Here is a 23,301-nt window from a genome sequence, read left to right on the forward strand (position 1 = left end):
TTACCGTCGTCACTGCTTTCACTGTCTTTACTGTCGTCACTGCTTTCACATCCTTCACATCCGGCAGATTCGCCGTCCACGATCTGTGCTAGCTCACGATCCACTGCAAATACCAGAGCAACGCACCGCCCGCAACCAGAAAGCCGAGCGTCGAGAGGGCGACCACCTGCAGCGACGCACCGCCTTGTAGCGCCATCGTGCCACCGGAGAGTCCGACCAGCAACACGAATGCGAGCCCGAGTCGCCGGAGCTGTTGCTTGTTTCCGTGCGCTGCCTGTCGCCGTGGGTCACGTCGCCCGCTCATACCTCGTCGTCAGTACTCACGTGCATCGACCCAAATACCCATTCACTTTCGTCCGTGGTGCGCTCTGCTTTCGCTTTCGCTTCTTCATTGCTCTCACCCTCTCCCTCCCCCTCACGCACCCCGTCCTCCGCTGGAAGCCGAATCAGCGTCCCACTCCACCGGGTTCGAAACTCGCGACGCTCTCCGCTACTCGAGTCCGTCCACGCCATCGTCACCTCATCTCCGAACGTCGCACAACCCCGGTCGCCGTGTTCGGCGACCGTGAGAGTCGAACTCTCGACGGTCCAGTCCTCGGTCGTCTCGGTCTGTTCTTCCAGCGCATCCGCGACCGCCTCGTATCCGAACAGTCGGTCGCTGATGCCGAACTTTACCGTCGACTCGTCTTCCACGAAAAAGGACTCGAGTGGATCGCCGTTTCGTAGAGCGTCGTAGTACGCGCGGACGGTCGTCTCGGGGTCGTCGGTTGGTGCTGGTGTCGTCGACATAGTTCGTGGTCTCCCTCACCTTCTGCCCGCTGGCTGCAAAGGTGCGCTGGACGCGATTGCAGGGGTCGAAAGAGGAATTTGTGTAGGGGTGAGATCAGGGGGAGGGAATAGCGGTAGGTGTAGCGGTATACCGGGAGGAGGGGTGATGGCGCGCAGCTCACATAAAGCCCCGATCGACCTCGTCCGTCTCGATCAGGTCCTCGAGTTCGGCGTGCAACAGCTCGTCGGCCTCCTCGAACCGGTCAGAGAGGTCCTCGAGTTCGTCGGGCCGGTCGTACTGATCGTACTCCATCGGTCCGAACGCGGGGCTCTCGAGTGCCTCCATCACGTCGTCGAACAGATCCTGCGGCCGGGTCGGCGCATCCGAGTGCGTCTCGAGAACCGTCTGGAGACGCTTCGAAACAGTTTCGGCCTGGTCTTCGTCCTCTGGCGGGGACTGGACGGCAAAGCGGCCACCCGACTCTTGTTGGGGCATGAACGACCCGATCTCGTCGTCGAGCTTGCGCGCGACCTGCGTCCCGACGCCACGGACCTCGTAGGGGTTCTTCGCGTACGTCTTGAGGAAGAAGACGCCGGCGCGGGGATGTCCGAGGTACATATCTTCGCCGACGCCGCCGGCCCGGTCGCCGGCGACTGCGCGCCAGTCGTCGGGATCGACATCGCGTTCGGTGACGTCCTCGAGTATGTCCTGCCACTCGCGAATCCGCATACTATCGTGTGCTGTTGGGACGGCGGGAGAAAGAACGTATCGGTCCCGGCGAACGTCAGCCGGCAAAATCAAAAGGAATACAGCGCCGCCGCAGAAGGACACGTAACGAACGGTTGCGTATGGCAGGAACTCACAAATCTTCGCTCCTCGAACTGTTTCGCGCGACGCCAGTGACGAGTTCGTTGCTCTCTGTCGCGCCGCTCGCGCTCGCGGTCGGACAGCTCGGAAACAGCTACGTACACGGCGTTTCGCCGATCGTGTCGATCGCGTTTGCGATCGGTATGCTCGGCTTTTCGGTCGTCGCGATGGGCCACCACGCCGCCGAGTATCGGCTACGCCAACTCGAGTCGAGTGCGCGCTTGGGGACTCCCAACGAGCCGGAGTCAGAGGTCGATTCTGAGGTGAAACTGGAGGCGGAACCGGAATCGGAATCAGAACCCGAACTGGAAACCGTCTACCGATAGGGCGAGCAATCCTGGAGCGACCGTGTCGAATTAGGTCCCTGTTTCCTCACCAGTCACCAACTGTGCCTCGCGTGCCTCGTAGGCGTTGTATCCCGAGAGGCCGGCGACGAGCAAGCCGGTAGCGAGCGTACTCCAGAACAGTCCGCCGAGCATCTCGAACAGCGCCGCGGAGATGATGAGCCAGATACCGAGCACTGCGGCCAGCGTCGCAACACCAACACTCAGCGGTACGTCGGTCGCAAGTCGGTAGTAGTTGTACGCGCCGGCAACGAAGACGACAGCGCCCACGAGCACGTTGTTCCAGAAGGCGGCTTCTGGTGCGTCGTAGATGAGTAGCGAGGCAGCTACCCAGAGCCCGAGGACGGCGATGACGGCACTAATAAGCGAGATATTCCGGCGCCGCTCCTCGCTGACAATCTGGGTGTGCTGGTCCCGCGGGTCGCGGTCGTCTGGATTGTCGCCAACACCGGTTCCGGAGTCGACCTCGGAGACTGGTTCGGCGTCGGCTTCGACGGTTGCACTCGAGTCCGTGCTGGTGGTACCTGAGTCCATTCCTGAATCCGTGTTCTCGTTCTCGGTCACGTTCGCCGCTGGATCGTTCTCGGATTGGCGTCGCTTGGTCTCAGGCTCACGATCCGATGCGTGGTCGTCGACTGGATCGGGGTCGGGGTCGGGATCGGAATCGCCAGGAGGACGGTCTCGGTCCGACGGCTGGTCCGTGTTCGTCGCGGACCGGTCGGTACCGGATGGGTTTTGGTCGGGGTCACTCATCGTCACTGCCAACTCGGTCAATGGGCAAAAGCGGCCACGACCGTTTCGATTCTGCGAGCCGGTCTCGTCACAGGTAAGGGACTCTTACGGCAACGGCGGGCGGATGAGCCCCGCTGATGCAGCTAAACTGGGTTGAAATGACCGCCAGTTGTGTCGTGGGTCCGTAGCGGGAGTGGTGTTTTGCGGGTACAAGTGACCGACGCCGAGTCGCGACCGATAGCGTTTTTGATCGTTCGGTACTGCTAGAGAGCCGTGTACGTACGCGGAACCGTCGCGGGTGAGGTCGAGGTGCGAACGGTATCAACGAGCTACGGCGACAGTGAGCTCGCCGAAGTTCCCGTTCGGCTGGCGACAGCGACCGACCGAGTCGACGACGGGAACGACGCTGCGGCGGCCGACGAGAATTGCGCGCAAAGTGCAGACCAGGGTGGACAGGTAACGCTGGGCGAACTCGATACCGGTTCCGGGTCCGAGCCGGGCTCTGGATTCGACACCGATACCGAGACCGATGCAGGCGCAGACACAGACGCCGATTCCGGCACGGACGACGAAATCGACCCTACCACCGTCACGCTGTGGAACAAGTGGACCGAATCCGCCGAGCTACTCGAGCCCGGAATGGAACTGCTCGTGACGAACGCCGCCGAAGACGAGTACCAGGGCGAGCAGCAGTACAAGACGACCGGCGACTCCTACGTCGTCGTCGAGCCGAGCTTCCACGTCAACGTGACCTCGATCCGCAACTGGGTCGAGTGTCCGCGCCTCTACTTCCTGAACAAGCTCTCCGGCGTGCCGCTGAACTACCCCGTGGTGAAAGGGACCCTCGTCCACGAGGTGTTCGGCGACCTGCTTCGCGGGCGCGACCTGGAGGAGTCCATCGACGCCCGCGTCGACGAGCGCGGCCTCGAACTCGGCCTGCTCGGTGAGACGGCTGACGGTGCTGCCGAGGACGTCCGCGAGAACGCGAAAGCGATCGAGGGCTGGCTTGAGCAGGGTCGCCTGACCGACGAGGACAGGGCGACGACAGCCACCGACAACTCAGAGCGGGCGTTCGAGCCCGCGGAGGGGAGCTGGCGCTCTGAACAGCTGCTCATCAGCGAGACGTTCGGCATCCGCGGGCGCGCTGACGCCATCCGCCGCGGCGCGCCGGTCGAACTCAAGACCGGGAAGAACCTCAAGAAAGAACCCCGATTCAAGGACAAGGTGCAGGCCGCCTGCTACGCGCTGCTCCTCGAGGAGCACGGCGGCGACGTCGACACCGGCACGCTTCTCTACACCAAGAACTCGGCGCTCGACCGCAACGAGGAAACCGGCGACCTCACGCCCGCAAAGGAGTTCTCGATGGGCAGCGGCCTGCTCAAGTTCGTCGTTCGCCTGCGCAACGAAATCGCCGCGATGGAAGTCAAAGGCGACATCCCCACCGGCTACGAGGGCAACGCGAAGTGTGAGTACTGCTTCGAGCAGGATACCTGCATGGTCGTCTCGGGGCGGCTCGACCAGGAATCGAAAGCCGGCCAGATCGGCCAGTCACTCCCCGCGGAGGAACGCGAGTTCTTCGATCGCTTCTATCACGCCATCGAGGACGAGCGGCGGGAGGTCCACCGCGAGTTCGCCAAACTCTGGGAGCAGGACGCCCAGGAACGAGCCGACGACGACCGCGCACTAATCGACCTCGCGTTCGAGGAGAGTCGGGCACTCGAGGAGGGCCGTTGGGAACTCCGCGCGCGCCGGACGGGAAGTGCGACCTCGAAGCTCCGGGAGGGGGATCTGGTGCTCGCGAGCGATGGGCATCCGGTTCGCGGGAGTTCCGAACTCGCTCGAATCGAACGGCTGGGAGAGGACGAGGTGGTGCTCACGGCCGACGAGCGCGTCGAGGTTACCCGACTGGACGTCTATCCGTCCGAACTCACCACTGACCGGCTTCTCGCGGCGCTGCACGACGCGCTCCTGAAGGGTGATAAGCGGCGCAAGGACGTGCTATTCGGCCGGGAAGAACCCGTGTTTGATTCGCCAGACGAGGTGTTCATCGACAACAACGAGGCCCAGGACGAGGCCGTGCGGAAGGCCGTCGGCGCGGCGGACTGCGCGCTAATCCACGGCCCGCCTGGGACCGGGAAGACCTACACCATCGCCCGCGCGATCCGTGCGATGGTCGAGCGCGGCGAGCGCGTCCTCCTCTCGGCGTTTACGAACCGCGCGGTCGACAACGCGTTGGAGGCGCTGCTCGACCAGCTCGAGGGCGTCATTGACGAGGAACGAATCATCCGCGTCGGCTCCGAAAGCGGCGTCCGCGAGGACATGCAGCCCTACCGATTCGACCGCTCGGGCGATCCCGGCGACCGCGCCGCCGCGTTGCAGAACGCGCAGGTCGTCGCTGCGACCACCGCAACCTGTGGCTCGCGGGTTATGAAGGAGCAGGCCTTCGACGTGGCGCTGGTCGACGAGGCCGCCCAGTTGACGGAGCCGGGAACCTTCGCGGCGGTCAACCTCGCGGATCGGTTCGTGCTCGTCGGGGATCACGAGCAGCTTCCGCCGGTTGTCCGGGCCGAGAACGATCTGACGGAGTCGCTGTTCGAGCGCCTCGTCGAGCTCCACCCCGAGGCCGGCGTCATGCTCACCCAGCAGTACCGGATGAACCAGCGCATTCAGGCGTTCGCCTCGCAGGAGTTCTACGACGGCAAGCTCCGGCCCGCGGACGGCGAGGTCGCGGGGCGGACGCTCGACGACCTTACCGGTGTCTCGCGCGAGGACCTGCCAGCCAACATTCGGGACGCAGTCTCCTTTGTCGCGGTCGAGGGCGATGGCAGTCGCTACACGGACAGCACCGAGGCCGCTCGCATCGCTGACCTGATCGAAGACTATCGTGCCGCCGGCCTCGATCCATCAGATATTGGTGTCATCGCCCCCTTCCGCGCACAGGTCTCGGAGATATCGAGACACGTCCCCGAGGCGGTCGCCGTCGACACCGTCGACCGCTTCCAGGGCTCGAGTCAGGAGGTCATCATCGTCTCGTTCACCGCGACGAGGACGCTCGAGGGCCCCATCTTCGACGACTACCGGCGGATCAACGTCGCCCTCACCCGGCCGAAGCGCGCGCTCGTGCTCGTCGGCGATCCGAACGCACTCGAGACGGACCCGGTGTACGCGCGGATGCTCGAGTGGGCGCAACGCTAACAGCGGTCGGTCATCAATCCCGATCGGTGTCACGAGCGTCGAACCGGGACGCAGGACTAGTTTTACCGCGCTCGCCGGTGTGTGATTGCTATGCTCGATCGGACGCACCGTTCTCTTCGACGAGCCACCCAGCAGCACCAACCCAGTGCGCGGGCCGTCGTCTGGCTCGTCACCGCCATCGCAGTGGTCTCCATCGCGACTGGCCTGCTCGCGATCATCACACAGCCGTCTGTCGATGCCGACGGCACGGTTGGTCTTCTCCAGTCCGCTTCGGAGTTCAGCGGCACCGTCCTCGGCTTCGCACTGCTCGTGACCGCCTGGGGAATGCGGCGGGGGTACCGTCTGGCCTACCTCGTCGCGGCAGTACTCATCGTGCTCGCGGCCGCACATGGCGTCGTCCAGTCTCGACTGCTGTCGGTCCCGCTCGTTATCCTCTCGATGGGCGGACTGATCGTGCTGGCGTTTACGAGCGCGCGGTTCACCCGCTCGAGTGCACTCACGCCGACACAACTGGGCAGTCTCGTCGCCATCGTCGGCGTCGGCTGTTACGGCATCGCCGGTGCGTACGCACTCCGACACCAGTTCAGCGAACTGCACACCGTCGTCGACGCAGCGTACTTCACGGTTGTGACGGCGAGCACGGTCGGCTACGGCGACGTCCACCCGACGAGCGAGGCCGGCCGCCTGTTCGCCATCTCGCTCGCCATCCTCGGCCCGACGACCGTCGCCGTCGCCGCCGGCAGTCTGTTCGGTCCCGGCCTGCAGGCGCGCCTCACGAGAACCGGCCAGCGGGCGGCGGCACACGCGAGAGAACAGACTCCCCACGAGCGCATCGTCGTCCTCGGAACCGCCGGCCCGGTCTCGAACGTCGTCGCCGAACTCGCGAGTCGCGAGTCGTCGGTGCTCGTGGTGACGGACAGCGACGACGATGATGAACGGATAGCTGGAGGCCAAACAGGTGAGACGACGATAATCACCGGCGATCCGACAGACGAGGACGTACTCGAGTCCGCCCGTCTTGACGAGGCCGATGCAGTGCTGGTGGCGACGGGCCAGGCTGCCCGGGACAGCTACGCGGTGTTGCTGGCACGTGATAGAACAGACGCGAGAATCGTTGCGATTACGGACGATGCGTCGGCGGGGGCACTCGAGCGGGCCGGCGCTGACGTGGTCCTCTCGCCCGCGCAGGTACTGACGAACGCGGCGGTCGACGCGACGCTTGGAGCAGGAGAAAACGAGGCCTACTCGTCCTGAGCCGCGTCGGCGGCCTCCCAGAGGGGATAGAGATCGTCCTGGATCGGTTCCGTGATCGTCTCGCCGCCGAGGTCGAGCGCCGGTTCGCCGTCGGGGTCGGGGTCGGTGTCGGTATCGCGGTTGCGAACGACACCGATCGATTCGGCCTCGATACCTGCATCCGAGAGCGCTTGCAGGCACGCCTCGGCTGAGTCGTCCGGAACGGTCGCGAGCAACGCACCAGAGCCGAAGATCCGCAGCGGATCGACGTCTGCAGCCGCACACAGCTGTGCGGTCTCCCCGCGAACTGGAATCGCGTCCGCGTCCACCTCGAGCCGAGCGTCCGACGCGCGGGCGAGCTCGAGTAGCCCCGCGGCGACGCCGCCCTCGGTCGGGTCGTGCATTGCTGTCGCGAACTCCCGGACGATGCGGGCGTCGGGGACGATGCTGATCTCCTCGAGGAACGACTCGGCGCGGTTTCGGGTCGCTTCGTCCACGTCGAGTTCGTCACCGAAGTCGGCGGCGAGAATCGCGGTACCCTCGACGCCGGCGGCTTTCGTGACGATGACGCGGTCGCCGGGTTCGGCACCGCCAGTCGGGACGAACCGCTCGGCAGCACCCATCGCGGTCAGTGACACCAGCGGGCGCTCGAGTTGGTCGACGTATTCGGAGTGGCCACCGACGATGGATGCGCCGACTTCGCTAGCGGCGGTGTCCAGATCAGTCGTAATCGTCTCGATCGGCACGCTCTCGTCGGGGAGTAGGATGACGACGGTCAGCCAGCGCGGATCTGCTCCCGAGGCGGCGACATCGTTACAGGCGACGTAGACGCCGAGCGAGCCGACCTGCGAGGCCGCGAGCGAGATCGGATCGGAGCTGACGACCAGCGTCCCGCCTGGCCAGTCGATGGCAGCGGCGTCCTCGCCGTCTGCAGGCCCCTGCAGGATCGTTTCGTCCGCGTCGGCCCCCGTCCGATCAAAGACATGTGCGAGCAAGTCGTCCGGCGATACCTTCCCGGGCATATCACGGAATGAGAGGAAGGACGGCTTGTACCTGTCGACGTTTACAAACGGGCTCGTTCTCCCGACTGATTCTAAAACTCAACTCGACAGCCACGCTGGTGCAACTGTCCGAACGGACCGTGGTTCAGTCGTAGCCGTCGCTCAGTTCCCGCTTTCTGCGGGCGCGAGCACATCCATCGTCTGCGTCACGTCCGACTCCTCGGCACCGCGCGGGAAACTCACCGCGACCGCGTCGATCCCGTCGACCGCCTCGTAGCGCTCGACCTGCTCGCGGACTTGCGCCGGGGTGCCGGCCGCACAGAGATCGTCCAGAATCGCCTCGTCGACGAGGGAGAGCGCGCGCTCGCGGTCACCCTCTTGCCAGGCGTCGTGAATCTCGGGTGCCTCGTCGTACCCCTGGCGCTCGAGTGCATCCCGATAGAACGTCCCCATCCCGCCGATGTAGAACGCGGTGTGCTGGCGCGCGAGGTCTCGGGCGCGGGAGGCGTCCTCGAGTGCACAGCAGGTGACGCCGATCGTCACCTGGACGTCGTCGGGGTCGCGGTCGCCGAGGTCGGCACCGCGCTCGATGTCCTCAATGCGGTCGGCGACGCCCTCGGGAGTGAGCATGATGCCGTGCCAGCCGTCGGCAAAGCGACCGGCGAGTTCGACGGCCTTGGGACCCATCCCGGTCACCTCGACGGGTGGGGACGGGTCGGGCACCTCACAGCGAAGTCGGAAGCCGGACAGCGAGAAGTAGTCGCCGTCGTACTCGACCGGCTCGCCCGAGAGCACCGCACGGACGATGTCGACGGTCTCGCGGGTTCGCTTGAGCGGGTTGCCGTACTCGATGCCGTGCCAGTTCTCGATCACGACGGGACCGCTCGGGCCGAGACCGAGGCGGAAGCGGCCGTCGGAGACCTCCTGCAGCGTGGCAGCGGTCTGGCCGAGTAGCGCAGGCGAGCGCGAGTAGGTGTTGACGATACTCGAGCCGATGTCGATCTCGTCGGTGCGTTCGGCGATCGCGGTCAGGACGGTGACCGCGTCCCGGCCCCAGGTTTCGGGGAGCCAGGCGCAGTCGTAACCGCCCGCTTCGGCTGTCTGGGCGTATTCGACGAGCGAATCGACGCTGGGCTGGGCGGCAACCGGCAGGTGAACGTCTCTCTCAGTCATTGGATCTGGTTCATAATCGGCTGACAGTGATTTGAGTGTGTGGGAACTGGTGGCGATAGCGAGGGCGGTTTAGATCTCGCGATCCTCGCTGAGCTGTGGAACGCCCTGTGCAGTGATCGTCTCGCCGACGACGTAGGAGGCCGCCGGACTGGCGAGGAACTGCGTAATGTCGGCGATCTCGTCGACGGTACCGATGCGCCGTGCGACCTCCTCGCGGTCGATGTTCTCGGCAGAGACGCCCATTTGACTTTCAACACCCGGCGTCGCGACGAAGCCCGGCGCGATACAGTTGACGCGTACGTCGTCGTGAGCCCACTCGTAGGACAGCGTCGTCGTGAGGTTGACGACCGCCGCCTTGGCCGCGCCGTAGGGGCTCATCAACGGCGAGCCGCGCTGGCCCGCGACGCTCGCGAAGTTGATGACGGAGCCGCCGCCGTCCTTCAGGTACGCTTCTGCCGCGTGGGTGCAGTGGTAGGTCCCGTGGAGGTTGATGTCGACGATGGTCTTCCACCCGTTCGGCGAAATGTCGTCGAAATCCGCCATGAACGACGCGCCCGCGTTGTTCACGAGCACGTCGAGGCCACCGAACCGCTCGACGGTCGCCTCCACGAGTGCCTCGACGGCCTCGCGGTCGGTCACGTCGCACTCGAGTGCAAGCGCCTCACCTGGGCGTTCGCTGTCGTTGATCGCCTCGGCGACCGGGTCGACGTTTGCCTGTTCGCGCGAACAGACCACCACGTCGACGCCGTCCGCTGCGAATCGCTTCGCGATTCCTTTCCCGATCCCACTCGAGGAGCCGGTGATGATGGCGACGTCGCCGTCGACGCTGAACTGTGCCGTGCTCGTGTCGGTCTCCGGTCTTGTGCTCATACGCACTCACCCGTCTGCCGCAGTTTCGCTACCATTGTTAGCAACACCAACCCATATGCAGACATTGTTAATAAAGATAGGGCCACAACCCGTATTGTTAAGTACTCACCGGGACAGTGAGAGCCAGAGACGCGATTGGAAGCAAGCAACCACAGGAGACCCCACCGATGAGAGGAATACGGACACGACGGCACAGCAGACGGTCAGCCAGTACGCATCGACAGTCGATCGCTCCCGCTGCTTATCACGTGGGATGGTCCCACGGCGGTCAGTCCACAATCTCCCGTAACGGAGGGGAGCAGCGTGAGTAGCGGCGTTGACGAAGAACCCGACGAGTGGGAGGCCGTCTTCTGGGACATCGGCGGCGTCATCCTCGACCTCGAGTCCGTCCAGGCTGCCCACGCCGCGGCCATCGAGGAATTCTGCGAGCGCCACGAACTCGAGACACCGGCCGACGAGGCGGTCGAAACCTGGCGGACGGCGGTCGGCGAGTGCTTCCGAAGCCGCGACGGCACCGAGTTCAGAGCTGCGCGCGAGGCCTACGCGGTGGGATTCGAGGCCGTCGCCGACGAGCCCGTCCCGCGTGAGGCGTGGCGACCCGCGTTCGAGGAAACCGTCCAGGAGACCATCGAGCCGGTGCCGGGCGTCGTCGAGGCGATTGAAACACTCGCCGACAGCGACCTCCACGTCGGCGTCATCAGCGACGTCGACGACGAGGCCGGCCGCGAGATGCTCGCGCAGTTCGGCGTCCGCGAACAGTTCGACTCGATCACGACCTCCGAGGAAGTGGGCCGGACGAAGCCAGATGCTACGATTTTCGAGACCGCACTCGAGAAAGCCGACGTTTCGCCCGAGCGGTCGCTGATGATCGGTGATCGGTACGACCACGACGTGAAGGGGGCCGCCGAGGTGGGGATGCACGGCGTCGCGTTCGGGGCCGAGGAGGGACCTGCGGTTTCCTATCGGATCGTCTCGCCGCTGGAGGTACTCGAGATCGTCGGCGCTGCGGGACGATAGGAGGTCGCGTCTAGTGGGTCCCAGCGTACAGCAGCGAGCCCAGACTGAGCCCCGCGGCGAAAGACTGGAGTGTCGCCTCGTCGTCGGCCGTCCAGACGAGTGCGGCTCCGATCGGCCACCAGCTGACCGTGAGAAGTGCGTATCGGCCCGGATGATCGCGGATGCGGCCGACGTAGCGCCGTTGCAGCCCGCGGTACAGGAATCCGGCACAGAGCCCGATCAGGAAGTAACTGCTCACGAGACCGCGTTCGGAGCGGGCGGCGGCCGCGAGGTTCCAGACTGCCGTCGCGCCGTCGGTGATGCGACTGAGTGTCCTGAGACGACCCATAGCGGATCGTCCAGTACGAGCAACATATGTCTTCGGCCCGGCGGCGAACGACTCGCTGTGGCCGCCTTGCCGACGATTTCGGCCACAGCGCTGTCCGTACCGCCTCGAAAGTTGCGAACAATGTAAATCATACTGTGTGGCGTAACTATTTTCGTTAAGAAGAACGAGGGTAGGGTCGTACCGATAATGTCGAGCGCGACCAGCGATTCCACATCCACACCCGCGGCCGTACCGACCAGCGAGCCAGACCGCAGCACAGACCGACAGCACGATCAACGCATCCCATGAGCGAAACCTACTACGAGCGACTCGTCGACGAAGACGCGCTGGCGACCTACCTGACGGACGAACTCGGTCCGGTCGAGACCTACGAGATCAGCCGCCATCAGGAGGGCCACTCGAACGAAACGCTGTTCGTCACCTGGGGCGACCGCGACCTCGTCATCCGCCGGCCACCGCCGGGCGAAACTGCTGACACCGCACACGACGTCCTCCGGGAGTACCGCGTCACGAACGCCATCGTCGACACCGACGTGCCCGTTCCCGAACCGCTGCTCGCCTGCGACGACCACGACGTCATCGGCAGCGACTTCTACGTTATGGACCAACTCGAGGGCGACGTCCTTCGAGCGGACGAGCCGGAGCGGTTCGTCGACCCTGACAGACGGGCTCAGATCGGCGAGGAACTGGTCGACACGCTGGCGTCGATCCACGCTGTCGACTACGAGGCCGTCGGTCTCGGCGAGTTCGGGTATCCGGAGGGGTACACCGACCGGCAGGTCGAACGCTGGGGCCAGCAGCTCATGTGGGCCTTCGAGGTGACAGCCGAGGAGCGCGAGGTGCCGGCCCTCTACGAGGTCGGCTCGTGGCTCCAGGAGAACGCGCCCGACGAGCACCCGCACACGCTCGTCCACGGCGACTACAAGCTCGACAACGTCATGTTCGGCCCCGGTGACTCGCCGGAGCTGATCGGCGTCTTCGACTGGGAGATGGCGACGCTCGGCGATCCGCGGGCCGATCTGGGCTGGATGCTCTCTTACTGGCGCGACGCGAAAGACCCCGAGCCGGTGATTCCGGAGCTGACGACCCAGTTCATGGAACGCGAGGGGTACTCGACGCGCCGCGAACTCGTCGACCGCTGGGAGGCCCAGACGGGCTTCGAGTTCGAGCACGAGCGGTTCTACCGGGCGCTCGCGGTGTACAAGCTCGCCGGCCTCGGCGAGATGTTCTTCCGGCGGTTCCTCGAGGGCAACAGCGACGATTCGATGTACCCGCAGATGGAAGAGCGCGTTCCCGCACTTGCAGCGCGCGCACAGCGGATTATCGAGGGTGAAGAACCGCTCTAACCGCGCCGTCGGTCAGACCGCCAATCCAGCGCAGTCTTACTCGAGTTCACACCAGCGGGCCGAGAGCGAACAGCTGTTACACTGTCCTGTTTGAACTTAACGATGGTAATGTTCGTCGGTGGAGTTAAGGCGCTCCCGGCCCACGAATCGCGTATGTCATTCGACAGCATCGACCGCGTTGCCGTCCTCGGCGCGGGGAACATGGGCCACGGCATCACCGAAGTCACCGCCATGGGCGGCTACGAGGTCACGATGCGCGACATCGAGCAGGACCTCGTCGACGACGGCTACGAGCAGATCGCCTGGAGTCTCGAGAAACTCGAAGAGAAGGACCTGCTGGGCGAGTCGGCCGATACCGTCCTCGACCGGATCGACACGACAACCGACCTGAAAGAAGCGGTCGCCGATGCGGACCTCGTCATCGAGGCTGCACCCGAGAACCTCGAGTTGAAACACGACATCTTCAGCGATCTGGAGGAGTTCACGACAGAAGATACGCTGCTCGCGACGAACACCTCGAGTCTACCGATTTCGGATATCGCGGAGGTTCTCGATTCGCCGGAGCGCGTGCTCGGCCTCCACTTCTTCAATCCGCCGGTAAAGATGGACCTCGTCGAAGTGATCTACGGCCAGGAGACGACCGACGAGGTCGCCGACGCCGGCTACGAGTGGGTCGAGTCGATAAACAAGACGCCGATCTACGTCCGCAAGGACGTTCGTGGCTTCGTCGTCAACACCATCGTCGGCCCGTTCGGCGGCGAACCTGCGTTCATGGTCTCGGAGGGCGAGGCGACCATCCGCGAGGCCGACGCCACGATGGCTCACGAGCGGGGTTACCCGATGGGGCCGTTCGAACTCGCCGACCTGACCGGGATCGACGTGGGCTATCACGTTCGCAAGGAGGGCGGGAGCCCGATTCCACCGATTACCGAGGAGAAAGTCGAGGCCGAGGAACTCGGCCAGAAGACCGGGAAGGGGTTCTACGACTACGAAAACGGCGACGGCGCGGATTACCAGCCCGAGGAGGCGGGCGACTTCGACTGGCTCCGCGTCGAAGCGCGCATGATCAACCGTGCCGCGTTCCTCGTCGGCGAGGGCGTCGCTAAACCAGAGGAAGTCGACACCGGTGTCCAGCTCGGCCTCGGCTTCCCTGAAGGCATCTGCCGCCGCGCGGACAAAATTGGACTGGACACCGTCCTCGAGAAACTCGAGACGCTCCACGAGGAGACCGGCGCAGACCGATTCGAACCACACTCCTATCTCGAGGAGCTCGTCGAGGAGGACAAAACCGGCGAAGACGCCGGACAGGGCTTCTACGAGTACGACACCGACGACGGCGCGCTGGATTCGTACCACAACATCAACGTCGACCTGGACGACGGCGTGCTCGCAATCGAACTCGATCGCCCCTCCCGAATGAACGCCATCTCGGGCGACCTACTCGAGGAGGTCGACGATCTGTTCTCGACGGTCGACACCGACGACGTGCGCTGTGTCACTATCGAAGGGGTCGGCGACCGCGCGTTCAGCGCCGGTGCGGACATCGGCGGCTTCGGCGGCACGGAGCCGACCGACATGATGGACGTGACACCCGCGTTCGAGACGGTCAACGACTTCCCGCGGCCCGTCGTGGCCAAGATCGACGGCTACTGTCTCGGGGCCGGACTCGAACTCGCGCTGGCCTGTGACCTGCGCCTTGCAACCGAGCGCTCGTCGTTCGGTGCACCGGAGATCGGCCTCGGGCTGATTCCCGGCGGGGGCGGCACGCAGCGGCTCATGCGCGTACTCGGCGAAACGCGAGCGAAGGAACTCGTCTTCCGCGGAAACCATATCGACGCCGAGCGCGCCGAGCAGTGGGGACTGGTCAACCGCGCAGTCGACCGCGACGAGTTCGACGAGACGGTCGCCGAGTTCGTCGACGACCTGCGCAACGGCCCGCCGATCGGCCTCAAGGTCGCAAAGAAGGTGATGAATGAGGGTCAGGACGCGAGCCTGGAGGCCGCCCTCGCGATGGAGAGCCAGGGCTTCGGGCTCCTGTTCACGACCGAAGACATGCGCGAGGGGACGGCCGCGTTCGCCGAGGATCGCGAGCCGGAGTTCGACGGGAAATAACGGACTCGAGTCGATTCGAACTGAATCGAATAGCCGTTCTTCTCTGTTCGGTACCGTTATTCGTTATCCGTTGTCGCTATTTCGTACTCGTCACCCGTCCTCACGCTCCTCTCCCAAATCCTCGTAGATCCGCGGATCCGTCTTGAACTTGAGGACGTTGTGCACCGCCGAGTTGCGCACGTTCGCGATCACGTCGCCGTACTCCGTGTAACACTCGTGGATCCACCGCGAGACCTCCTCGCGGTTGCGGAACATCATCACCGTCTTCCACTGGTACTCGCCGTCCGAGAGGAAGAAAAACAGCGTGTGCTTGTCCTGCTTGATGTGCTCCATCGCGTCCCGCCAGCGGTCGGCGAAGTTCTCCGCGTTGAACTTGAACTCGAACAGCGCGAAGATGTAGTACTCCTCGTTCGGGATGATCGCCTCCCGAAACACGCCCTCGTCGCGCATCCGGCGAATGGACTCGCTGACGGTGACGTGAGAGACGTCGATATCGTACTGCTCCTCGAGTACGGTCGTGAGTTCGCGCGAGGAGAGTTGCGGGTCGTTCGAGAGTTCACAGAGGATGGCGATGTCGCGGTCTTTGAACTCCCAGCTCGGTGCGTCGTCGTTCGTGGATTCGTATGACATTTGTGTTGTGGGTAGTGTGTTGCTGTGGGTCTGTTGTGCTGTGAGTGTGTATGCGTGTGTGTTGTCGTCCGGCTGTGGCGCTGTCGTGAGTGTGCGACTGTGTCGGTTAGATCCGTTCTACCGACCCTGACTGCAGTCGAGTGCTGGCCGACGGGTTCTGTTCGCCACGAGTAGCCTCGCGAATCACCCGCCAACCGGCCCGATCGTTCAGACAGTGACTCTGTTTCGTTTCCATTGTAAAGTCACTTTGGGAGTGGCCAAGAATGATCACTTAGGAGAGAGGAATAGAAACAGACAATATTCCATACATGTTCCCAAACAATCACAAGAGAGAAACAGGAACGAAGGGTAGGTTACTCGGGAAGTCTCGTGGAGTGGGGAGACAAACGGTCTGCTCCGGGCAGAGCAAACCCGTTTCTGAACACAACCCCTACGGAACACCAAAAATGTCCGCGGAACGCGTTGACAGTGGCCTGCAATTGGGCTTGCCGAACTGAGTACTGATCATTGATTTCGGATCCTTCGTCTCACCTCCAGCGCGGATTCCAAGAAGACACCGTTACTCGGTTTGGCACTCACTCTGGCACCAAATCGAACGCTCACTCTAACACCTACTCTGGCATCCAAACCGACATTCATGACTGATTTCAATATATGTCAGATACCAATGTGCTCAGCCAGAGTCCTCACGCCCACTCCCATCGAACGACGGCGTCCGCCGATTCAGGAACGCATCCACGCCCTCCTCGTGAGCCGGCGTCCCGTACGCCAGCGACTGGGTAATAGCCTCGTACTCGAGTCCATCCGACCACGACCGGCCCAGATTGTCGTGGATAGCGCGTTTTGCGAGGCCGATGTTGGCGGTCGGTTTCGCGGCGAGCAGTTCGATGCACTCCCCAACACGGTCGTCGAGATCGTCGTCGGGGACCGTTTCGTTGACCAGATCGAGGTCCGCGGCTGTCTCGGCGTCGATCAGTCGGCCGGTGAGCACGAGATCCTTCGCAGTGCGCAGCCCGACGAGCTGCGGGAGCGTGACCGAGCCGCCCATGTCGGGGACGAGACCGACGTTGATGAACGTCGCGCCGAATCTGGCGGAGTCGGCGGCGTAGGCAAAGTCCGCGGCGGCGACGAGCGAGAGTCCCGCGCCGACGGCGTCGCCGTTGACTTTCGCGATGATCGGCACCGAACTTGTCAGCAGTTGTTCGGCCACCTGGCCGACGGTTTCCCGAACCCGGTCGGCGGCCTCCTGTGGCGTCTCGTCGCGCTCGGCCATCGCCTCGATGTCACCGCCGGCGCTGAAGGCCTGCCCCTCGCCAGTCAGCACCGCAGCGTCGAGTTCGCCTGGGTCGAGGGACTCGAGTTCGGCAGCCAGTTCGCGGGCGACGTCGGCGGTGAACGCGTTCCGGCTGTCGGGGCGGTCAAACGTGAGGTAGCGGACGGCATTGTCGTCGTGAACCCGCATCTATGTTAGGCCGACTCGCCGCTCTTCGTCTTGATGAGGAACTTCATGTCGCCCTCGAAGACGACGGTGTCGTCCTGGTTCGTCATCACGGTATCGAGGACGACGAGCCCGGCGTCGTCGCGGCTACTGACGTCCTTCTTCTCGGTGACCTCCATCTCGAGTGAGAGCGTGTCGCCGATGTAGACCGGGTTCGGGAGGTCCATGTAGTTCATCCCGAGGAAGGCGAATGCGGTGCGCTCGACGATCCCGGTCCGGTAGACGAAGCCGGTCGCCTGAACGAACGTCATCGGGCCGTGGGCGATGCGCCCCTCGAAGGGGCCGTCTTCGGCGTAGTGTTTGTTCGTATGCAGTTCGGTCCAGTCGCCCGACAGCGCCGAGTGCATGACGAAATCGGCTTCCGTGACGGTCCGACCGACGCTTTCGAACTCCTGGCCCTCTTCGAAGTCCTCGAAGTAGTGTGGCTCGTAACTGTATGCCATACCTAGAGCTTCGAACCAGTCTACAAATAGTTTGTCACGAAGACGGGTCGACGGTCACTGTCTAGATGAGGATCCGAGGAACGAGCAGGTGGAAGCGAGAAATGTCCATGCAACTCGCCGACATGCTCAAAGAAACACTCGACGTGGACGGACCTGAGGCTTGGGAGAACTAGCGTATACCGAACATCCTGATGGGCGTGCGTTGGGGTGCGCCTGCGCTCGCTCGGATTACCGATGAGAGAAATAACCACCGTCTTGCGGTGGCTCAGTATCGAGCGCTTACACGGCGCTATCTAGGCGTAGACGCATCGGCTGGCCGATCGCCGGCCGGACCCGCCGACGGGGCAGCCGTCACGGATCATCTACGAGATGGTGATTCGTGTCAACAGGCAGTGACGGTGGTTGTATGCGGCGATCAACATCAAATTGAACTCGTGCTCGACGCAGAAGTGTTCTGGTCGTCGTGGAACTGATCCTGCAACAGCGTTCTTACACCGAGTGAGCGAAAACACAACCTCTCCGGGGCCGTGCTTCTGGTCGATGGCTTCGGCTATCTGACTGCCTCACTCGATTAGATTTTGGCGGTCAACTCAACCGACGCGAGCGAAACCACACCGCAAANGGCTATCTGACTGCCTCACTCGATTAGATTTTGGCGGTCAACTCAACCGACGCGAGCGAAACCACACCGCAAAGTGGTTTCAGACGCTGAAATATGAACCGATCGCTTCCACACGAGTTGGTTAAGCAGTCCAGCCAGTTCCAAGCGATGGATCAATCGATTCGTCCACCACTGTAACTGGAACTGGCCGAATCAGGCGTTCGATCCCTCGCACGCTAGCCGAAGAGGTGCTCAACTAAACGGCACCGGCCGAATCTATATGTCTTCCGAACTTATCCTTCCACCATCTTCGTCACAGCAGTACATTCGCTCATCTTCAGTAGCTTCGCTTGGATTGAACCATCCACCAAGACCACTGTAAGAAACAACACCTCCAGCGGATATGCTAATGTCTTCTACGACATCAAAACTGCCAGTGGGCAAGTAAGCAGCCTCAACGTTAATGTCGCCAGGACTATTATTCGAATTCTGATTCAGGAGATAGATCCTGGCCCATATAACGGACTCATATGCCCCATACGATTTGTCCTGCCCGTTACAGAACCAGTCGCTTGTACAATTATATGTCTGCATCGCATTTTCCCATACGATAGAAAACCGGTCAAAATCATCGGGATCATCCCCGTGGTTAGTTTCTGCATCAGGATTAACTAGTTCATCTCCATCCAATTCACGATGCGAACCGATCTCCTCTTTGAAACGATTATTGCAATGATGCTCTGGTTTAAAGCCAGACGGGTCATGAAGCGTCCAAGAACTTTCTTCCCAGAAAAATGTCAAAGCGGATTGTGAACCACTTGGCCTAAAGGTCTCGTCTGCCTCAATTTTAGCGGTGACATTTACCTCAACGATATCGTCTCCGGTATAGTACTCGTCTACGACTTTAGTGACTGGATCATGAACGAAATGAAGGCTATCCAAGTCACCTTCACCCTGAGGCTCAACTTCGTCATCGGAATCGGAGTTGTTTCCGCCAGATGCATTTGCACTTGCGCTACCAGCTATGGCTCCAATGCCGATGGATGAAGCGCCAACCTTTTTCAAGACATTACGTCGAATTATTTTGTCGGTTTTTTCCCTCATACATATCAGTGTCCTATGTACAATATATTAAATCTACCGACCCCAATCTATATTTGAAGATCGACGCTGTTTAGTTTATATATCCCTATTCTTCTATATCATCCAGATTGGTTGATTATCTATCAAGGCGAAATCTCGACATGGTGGCTGTTTCGTCGCTAAAATGTGCTGGGTCTGGTCGGTGCAGTTCGATATATTCGAACAAAGAATCATATCGTAACCACAAAGAGAGAATATAATTTATCTTGGTCGCAGACGAGATGGCGATCTGCGTCAACAGGCAGTGCCGGTGGTTGTATGCGTCGGTCGACATCAAACCGAAACTCGTACCCGACGTAGAAGTGTTCTGGTCGTTGAACCGATCCTGCAGCAGTGCTCTTACACCGAGTGAGCGAAAAACACGACCTCTATGGGGCCGTGTTTCTGGTCGATGGCTTCGGCTATCTGACTGCCTCACTCGATTAGATTTTGGCGGTCAACTCAACCGACGCGAGCGAAACCACACCGCAANGGCTATCTGACTGCCTCACTCGATTAGATTTTGGCGGTCAACTCAACCGACGCGAGCGAAACCACACCGCAAAGTGGTTTCAGACGCTGAAAATATGAACCGACCGCTTCCACACGAGTTGGTTGAGCAGTTCAGCCAGTTCCAAGCGATGGATCAGTCGATTCGTCCACCAGTATAACAGGAATCACCCGGATCAGGCGCTTGACCACCGCACGTCAGCCGAGAAGGCACTCAACTAGACGGTGCCATCCGGCGCAACGAACGGATCGGTTGATATCGCCGACAGCAGCGGCTTCGACCCCGATTGTGGTTACGGGCTTAGTTTCAGTTATAACAGCGACTACGACTGCGGTCTCGGCTTCAATTCCGGCTGTAGTTCGATTGCGGTTGCAGCTTCAACGCCGACCGAAACGATCCGCCCAACGTGCGCAAATACTACCGGTGGTCGTACACCCGCTGTACCTTCCCGACCTCCGTCCGTTCGATCTCACCGGGCCCAACGAGCGTCAACTCGTCCGGCGTGAACGACAGCACGTTCTCGAGTCGCGTCAGCAGTCGGTCACGCAACGTCTCGCGCTCGGCGGCGCTCAATCCGCCCTCGTGCTCGACCGTCACCGCCATCCTGTCGAGGCCGTCCTCCCGCGTGAGGTCGATCCGATAGTACGGCTCGACGGCATCGAACTCGAGTACAACGTCCTCGATTTCGCTCGGGTAGCAGTTGACCCCGCGAACGATGATGAGGTCGTCGGCGCGGCCGGTGACGTTGTCCATGCGGACCATCGTTCGGCCACAGTCGCATTCGTCGGTGGTCAGCGTCGTCAGATCGCCGGTCCGATAGCGCAGGACCGGGAGCGCCTCTTTCGAGAGCGTCGTGAGCACGAGCTCACCCTCCTCACCCTCGGGCAGCACCTCGCCGGTTTTCGGGTCGATTACCTCGGGGTAGAAGTGGTCTTCCCAGATGTGCAGGCCGTCCTGGGCCTCGTGGCACTCGATCGAGACGCCGGGGCCGATGATCTCCGAGAGGCCGTAGAGATCGATGCCGGTGACACCGAGGCGATCCTCGATCTCTTCACGCATCGGATCGGTGCAGGGTTCGGCACCGAAGATAACCGTCGAAACGGGGAGGTCTGCTACGTCGATGTCCATCTCGGCCGCCGTCTCCGCGAGGTACAGTGAGTACGACGGCGTACAGCAGAGCGAGTCGCTCTCGAGATCCTGGAGGAGTTCGATCTGTCGCTGGGTCTGACCGCCACCGATCGGGATCACCGTCGCGCCGAGTTCCTCGATGCCGTAGTGGAGGCCGAGACCGCCGGTGAACAGCCCGTAGCCGTAGGCGTTCTGGACAGTGTCGCCCGGTTCGACGCCCGCTGCGGCGAGCGAGCGGGCGACAACTTCGCTCCAGACGTCGATATCAGCGTCGGTGTAGGGGACAATTTTCGGCTTCCCGGTCGTCCCCGAGGAAGCGTGAATCCGTTGTACGTCCTCGTCGTCGACGGCGAACAGGCCGTCCGGGTACTCGGCGCGGAAGTCTTCCTTCGTGGTAAACGGCAGGGCGTGGATATCCTCGACCGTCTGGATGTCCTCGGGCGCAACGCCGGCCGCGTCGAGTTCGTCGCGGTAGAAGTCGACGGTCTCGTAGGCGGTTCGAACCGTTTCGCGAAGTCGCTCGTTCTGTAACTCCCTGAGTTCCGTCCGCGGAGCCGTCTCGCGCTGCGTGTAACCCATATCCAATCAAACATCTACGGCGGCCGATAAAAGTAGTGGGGTGTGAGAACACACCACTGTTTTGGGAGGAAAACGATCCGATGATGCCCGAAGTACAGCGACGAATCGACACCGGAGTTCAACTGAAAATCTGTCGAAACAGCGCCTCTTCTGCCCGCCGAAGCCGTTCTAGAAATGCCGACTTACTGATCCCCAGTTCCGTCGCAACCGACTCCGAGGACGTTTCGCGAGGAATCGTGAAGTAGCCCATCTCGAGTGCCGTCCGGATACACTCCTCTTGAGCAGGGGTGAGGTCCCACCGCTGGGTCGGCGTCTCCCTGGCCTCGGCCTGCAGCGGGTAGACGCGTTCGAGTCGGACGCCGACCGTCTCGCCCGCGGCCTCCATAACGCCCTTGAGAACGTCCCGACCGACCACAGCGCCGAAGATCATGGCCGCGCCGTCGCGATACTGCAGGGTCTCGACGATGAGACCGGCGTCGACGAGCCGGTGGACCACGCAGGGCTGTTTCGAGAGACAGCGGTACCGGTATCGGCCGTTCGTTCGAGAGACGTGGAGGTAGCGAATGCGATCGTCGGACTCGAGTTGCTCGACGAGCGCGTCGGACTGGGTGGAACTGAACTGGAGGAGGTCGTAGCCGTCGTCTCGTCGCTGTGGCGGGCGGGCGTCGACGTCGATCCCGTCGCCGACGGCGCGGGTCGCCTCGGCGAGCGGGCAGTCGTCGTGGTGGACGCGAAATTCGACGGCGAGACACTCCTCAATCATGATCGCTGTGGTGTACCGGACACTGCTAGCATATTTAAAACCCGTGTATATGGCAGTGAATCGCTAAGGGCGTTTCCGGCCACTAGTGTGGTATGATGGATCTTGACACAGTAAAAGAGCGCGCGGGGCCGCGGGAGTTCAGCCCCGCGGACGACCTTCCCAGGGAGTATCGGGAGGCGGCAACCCGGATGATCGAGTTCCACGCCAACAGCGAAATTATGGGGGCGTACCTCGAGCGGCCGTTCATCCGCCAGTCGCCGAGCATCGACCGCAAGCTGGCGTTCTCTGCGAAGGTCCAGGACGAGATCGGCCACGGGCAGTTGCTCTACCGCGCCGCGGAATCGCTCGGTGTGAAGACCCGCGAGGAGATGCTAGATGACCTCGCCAACGGCGACGGGAAATTCCTCAACTGCTTCCACTACCCGCTTAAAAGCTGGGTCGAAGTGCCGATGATCTCGTTCTTCGTCGACGGAGCCGCAATGCGCCGGCAGGCGACCCTGCGACGGACCAGCTGGGAGCCCTACGCCCACGCTATGGACAAGGTGTGCTTCGAGGAGGGATTCCACGTCAAACACGGCGAAGACATCCTGAAGGAACTGATGACCGGCTCGCGAAAGGAGCAGCAGCTGACTCAGGGGGCCTTCGAGGAGTGGTGGCCGCGTATCATCCAGTTCTTCGGCCCGACGGACGACAAGAGCACGCACCACGACTTCGCCGCCTCGGTCGGGCTGAAACAGCAGTCGAACGACGACCTCCGAAACGCCTTCCTCGATCAGTACATCCCGAAGGCGCGCAAGTACGGCCTCAAGATTCCCGACGAGCCGCGAATTCGCGAGCGCGACGACGGCACCTACGCCGTCGAGGAGGACGACCTCGACTGGGACGAGTTCTTCACCATCGCAAAGAACGAGTACGAGCCAGGACTGGGGCAGATCAACGGCCGCAAGCAGGCTCAGGAGGCCGTCGACTGGGTCTGTGAGACGATCGAAGCAGACGCAGCCACCGCCCGTGGCCACGAGCCACAGGCGGCCGACTGACC

Annotated in this window: 21 protein-coding genes and 1 pseudogene; 8 read left to right on the forward strand and 14 right to left on the reverse strand. The window is 62.4% G+C overall.

Going from position 1 to position 23,301, the window contains the following annotated elements; translation table 11 throughout:
• Positions 1-88: 88 nt before the first annotated feature.
• From C483_RS04410 to C483_RS04420, 3 genes are all read right to left on the reverse strand, one after another.
• On the reverse strand, positions 89-304 hold the full coding sequence (locus tag C483_RS04410) for a hypothetical protein (protein WP_006652151.1): 216 nt from the start codon (positions 302-304) through the stop codon (positions 89-91).
• Complete coding sequence (locus C483_RS04415; RefSeq protein ID WP_006652152.1) at positions 301-789, reverse strand: nuclear transport factor 2 family protein; 489 nt, start codon at positions 787-789, stop codon at positions 301-303. Before C483_RS04415 ends, C483_RS04410 begins: the two co-directional genes overlap by 4 nt.
• Before the next feature lie 157 nt (positions 790-946).
• Positions 947-1,498 carry a hypothetical protein gene (locus tag C483_RS04420; protein ID WP_006652153.1) on the reverse strand — a complete coding sequence of 184 codons (552 nt, stop codon included), beginning with the start codon at positions 1,496-1,498 and terminating at the stop codon, positions 947-949.
• Positions 1,499-1,617: 119 nt separating this feature from the next.
• Between C483_RS04420 and C483_RS04425 the strand changes: the two genes are divergently transcribed.
• Positions 1,618-1,962, forward strand: coding sequence for a hypothetical protein (locus tag C483_RS04425; RefSeq protein ID WP_006652154.1), 345 nt, complete (start codon positions 1,618-1,620; stop codon positions 1,960-1,962).
• A gap of 30 nt (positions 1,963-1,992) precedes the next feature.
• Here the strand turns inward: C483_RS04425 and C483_RS04430 are convergent, their stop codons facing one another.
• Complete coding sequence (locus tag C483_RS04430; protein ID WP_241431472.1) at positions 1,993-2,514, reverse strand: SPW repeat domain-containing protein; 522 nt, start codon at positions 2,512-2,514, stop codon at positions 1,993-1,995.
• 471 nt (positions 2,515-2,985) lie between these two features.
• On the opposite strand from C483_RS04430, the gene C483_RS04435 reads away from it, so the two are divergent.
• Both C483_RS04435 and C483_RS04440 read left to right on the forward strand, forming a co-directional pair.
• Positions 2,986-5,907 carry an AAA domain-containing protein gene (locus tag C483_RS04435; RefSeq protein ID WP_006652156.1) on the forward strand — a complete coding sequence of 974 codons (2,922 nt, stop codon included), beginning with the start codon at positions 2,986-2,988 and terminating at the stop codon, positions 5,905-5,907.
• A gap of 90 nt (positions 5,908-5,997) precedes the next feature.
• Positions 5,998-7,161 carry an NAD-binding protein gene (locus C483_RS04440; protein WP_006652157.1) on the forward strand — a complete coding sequence of 388 codons (1,164 nt, stop codon included), beginning with the start codon at positions 5,998-6,000 and terminating at the stop codon, positions 7,159-7,161.
• Here C483_RS04440 and C483_RS04445 read toward each other — a convergent pair.
• The 3 genes from C483_RS04445 to C483_RS04455 form a co-directional block, all read right to left on the reverse strand.
• On the reverse strand, positions 7,149-8,162 hold the full coding sequence (locus C483_RS04445) for an AIR synthase family protein (protein ID WP_006652158.1): 1,014 nt from the start codon (positions 8,160-8,162) through the stop codon (positions 7,149-7,151). The two genes, C483_RS04440 and C483_RS04445, sit on opposite strands and share 13 nt — an antisense overlap.
• 141 nt (positions 8,163-8,303) lie before the next feature.
• On the reverse strand, positions 8,304-9,314 hold the full coding sequence (locus C483_RS04450) for a TIGR04024 family LLM class F420-dependent oxidoreductase (protein ID WP_006652159.1): 1,011 nt from the start codon (positions 9,312-9,314) through the stop codon (positions 8,304-8,306).
• A gap of 69 nt (positions 9,315-9,383) precedes the next feature.
• Complete coding sequence (locus tag C483_RS04455) at positions 9,384-10,184, reverse strand: SDR family NAD(P)-dependent oxidoreductase (RefSeq protein WP_006652160.1); 801 nt, start codon at positions 10,182-10,184, stop codon at positions 9,384-9,386.
• 303 nt (positions 10,185-10,487) lie between these two features.
• On the opposite strand from C483_RS04455, the gene C483_RS04460 reads away from it, so the two are divergent.
• Complete coding sequence (locus C483_RS04460) at positions 10,488-11,201, forward strand: HAD family hydrolase (protein WP_006652161.1); 714 nt, start codon at positions 10,488-10,490, stop codon at positions 11,199-11,201.
• Positions 11,202-11,211: 10 nt separating this feature from the next.
• Here the strand turns inward: C483_RS04460 and C483_RS04465 are convergent, their stop codons facing one another.
• The gene (locus C483_RS04465; protein ID WP_006652162.1) at positions 11,212-11,529 is read right to left on the reverse strand and encodes a hypothetical protein; all 318 of its coding nucleotides are present in this window, start codon (positions 11,527-11,529) and stop codon (positions 11,212-11,214) included.
• Between the two features lie 284 nt (positions 11,530-11,813).
• Between C483_RS04465 and C483_RS04470 the strand changes: the two genes are divergently transcribed.
• The gene (locus C483_RS04470; RefSeq protein ID WP_006652163.1) at positions 11,814-12,875 is read left to right on the forward strand and encodes a phosphotransferase family protein; all 1,062 of its coding nucleotides are present in this window, start codon (positions 11,814-11,816) and stop codon (positions 12,873-12,875) included.
• A 153-nt stretch (positions 12,876-13,028) separates the two neighbouring features.
• A complete protein-coding gene (locus C483_RS04475) occupies positions 13,029-14,987 on the forward strand; it encodes a 3-hydroxyacyl-CoA dehydrogenase/enoyl-CoA hydratase family protein (RefSeq protein ID WP_049912425.1) in 1,959 nt (652 codons plus the stop codon).
• Between the two features lie 90 nt (positions 14,988-15,077).
• Here the strand turns inward: C483_RS04475 and C483_RS04480 are convergent, their stop codons facing one another.
• From C483_RS04480 to C483_RS04490, 3 genes are all read right to left on the reverse strand, one after another.
• On the reverse strand, positions 15,078-15,617 hold the full coding sequence (locus tag C483_RS04480) for an Lrp/AsnC family transcriptional regulator (RefSeq protein WP_006652165.1): 540 nt from the start codon (positions 15,615-15,617) through the stop codon (positions 15,078-15,080).
• 673 nt (positions 15,618-16,290) lie between these two features.
• Positions 16,291-17,079 (reverse strand): enoyl-CoA hydratase/isomerase family protein, encoded by a 789-nt coding sequence (locus C483_RS04485; RefSeq protein WP_006652166.1) that lies wholly within the window; start codon positions 17,077-17,079, stop codon positions 16,291-16,293.
• 5 nt (positions 17,080-17,084) lie between these two features.
• Complete coding sequence (locus C483_RS04490) at positions 17,085-17,558, reverse strand: MaoC family dehydratase (protein WP_006652167.1); 474 nt, start codon at positions 17,556-17,558, stop codon at positions 17,085-17,087.
• A gap of 107 nt (positions 17,559-17,665) precedes the next feature.
• Here C483_RS04490 and C483_RS20350 point away from each other — a divergent pair.
• A pseudogene (locus C483_RS20350) lies at positions 17,666-18,419 on the forward strand (IS6 family transposase).
• Between the two features lie 16 nt (positions 18,420-18,435).
• Here the strand turns inward: C483_RS20350 and C483_RS19835 are convergent.
• From C483_RS19835 to C483_RS04500, 3 genes are all read right to left on the reverse strand, one after another.
• On the reverse strand, positions 18,436-19,263 hold the full coding sequence (locus tag C483_RS19835; RefSeq protein WP_152419821.1) for a hypothetical protein: 828 nt from the start codon (positions 19,261-19,263) through the stop codon (positions 18,436-18,438).
• Positions 19,264-20,209: 946 nt separating this feature from the next.
• Entirely contained in the window at positions 20,210-21,499 is a 1,290-nt protein-coding gene (paaK, locus tag C483_RS04495; protein ID WP_006652168.1) for a phenylacetate--CoA ligase PaaK, read from the reverse strand.
• Positions 21,500-21,617: 118 nt separating this feature from the next.
• A complete protein-coding gene (locus C483_RS04500) occupies positions 21,618-22,262 on the reverse strand; it encodes a helix-turn-helix domain-containing protein (protein ID WP_006652169.1) in 645 nt (214 codons plus the stop codon).
• A 95-nt stretch (positions 22,263-22,357) separates the two neighbouring features.
• Between C483_RS04500 and paaA the strand changes: the two genes are divergently transcribed.
• A complete protein-coding gene (gene paaA, locus C483_RS04505; RefSeq protein WP_049912426.1) occupies positions 22,358-23,299 on the forward strand; it encodes a 1,2-phenylacetyl-CoA epoxidase subunit PaaA in 942 nt (313 codons plus the stop codon).
• Positions 23,300-23,301: the final 2 nt, after the last annotated feature.

This window comes from Natrialba hulunbeirensis JCM 10989, from assembly GCF_000337575.1.
GTDB lineage: Archaea > Halobacteriota > Halobacteria > Halobacteriales > Natrialbaceae > Natrialba > Natrialba hulunbeirensis.

What these genes read in the sequence shown, in the direction of transcription:
- C483_RS04410 (WP_006652151.1), bottom strand. Translation starts at nt 304, where the DNA reads ATGAGCGGGCGACGTGACCCACGGCGACAGGCAGCGCACGGAAACAAG.
- C483_RS04415 (WP_006652152.1), bottom strand. Translation starts at nt 789, where the DNA reads ATGTCGACGACACCAGCACCAACCGACGACCCCGAGACGACCGTCCGC.
- C483_RS04420 (WP_006652153.1), bottom strand. Translation starts at nt 1,498, where the DNA reads ATGCGGATTCGCGAGTGGCAGGACATACTCGAGGACGTCACCGAACGC.
- C483_RS04425 (WP_006652154.1), top strand. Translation starts at nt 1,618, where the DNA reads ATGGCAGGAACTCACAAATCTTCGCTCCTCGAACTGTTTCGCGCGACG.
- C483_RS04430 (WP_241431472.1), bottom strand. Translation starts at nt 2,514, where the DNA reads ATGGACTCAGGTACCACCAGCACGGACTCGAGTGCAACCGTCGAAGCC.
- C483_RS04440 (WP_006652157.1), top strand. Translation starts at nt 5,998, where the DNA reads ATGCTCGATCGGACGCACCGTTCTCTTCGACGAGCCACCCAGCAGCAC.
- C483_RS04445 (WP_006652158.1), bottom strand. Translation starts at nt 8,162, where the DNA reads ATGCCCGGGAAGGTATCGCCGGACGACTTGCTCGCACATGTCTTTGAT.
- C483_RS04450 (WP_006652159.1), bottom strand. Translation starts at nt 9,314, where the DNA reads ATGACTGAGAGAGACGTTCACCTGCCGGTTGCCGCCCAGCCCAGCGTC.
- C483_RS04455 (WP_006652160.1), bottom strand. Translation starts at nt 10,184, where the DNA reads ATGAGCACAAGACCGGAGACCGACACGAGCACGGCACAGTTCAGCGTC.
- C483_RS04465 (WP_006652162.1), bottom strand. Translation starts at nt 11,529, where the DNA reads ATGGGTCGTCTCAGGACACTCAGTCGCATCACCGACGGCGCGACGGCA.
- C483_RS04470 (WP_006652163.1), top strand. Translation starts at nt 11,814, where the DNA reads ATGAGCGAAACCTACTACGAGCGACTCGTCGACGAAGACGCGCTGGCG.
- C483_RS04475 (WP_049912425.1), top strand. Translation starts at nt 13,029, where the DNA reads ATGTCATTCGACAGCATCGACCGCGTTGCCGTCCTCGGCGCGGGGAAC.
- C483_RS04480 (WP_006652165.1), bottom strand. Translation starts at nt 15,617, where the DNA reads ATGTCATACGAATCCACGAACGACGACGCACCGAGCTGGGAGTTCAAA.
- C483_RS04485 (WP_006652166.1), bottom strand. Translation starts at nt 17,079, where the DNA reads ATGCGGGTTCACGACGACAATGCCGTCCGCTACCTCACGTTTGACCGC.
- C483_RS04490 (WP_006652167.1), bottom strand. Translation starts at nt 17,558, where the DNA reads ATGGCATACAGTTACGAGCCACACTACTTCGAGGACTTCGAAGAGGGC.
- C483_RS19835 (WP_152419821.1), bottom strand. Translation starts at nt 19,263, where the DNA reads ATGAGGGAAAAAACCGACAAAATAATTCGACGTAATGTCTTGAAAAAG.
- paaK (WP_006652168.1), bottom strand. Translation starts at nt 21,499, where the DNA reads ATGGGTTACACGCAGCGCGAGACGGCTCCGCGGACGGAACTCAGGGAG.
- C483_RS04500 (WP_006652169.1), bottom strand. Translation starts at nt 22,262, where the DNA reads ATGATTGAGGAGTGTCTCGCCGTCGAATTTCGCGTCCACCACGACGAC.
- paaA (WP_049912426.1), top strand. Translation starts at nt 22,358, where the DNA reads ATGGATCTTGACACAGTAAAAGAGCGCGCGGGGCCGCGGGAGTTCAGC.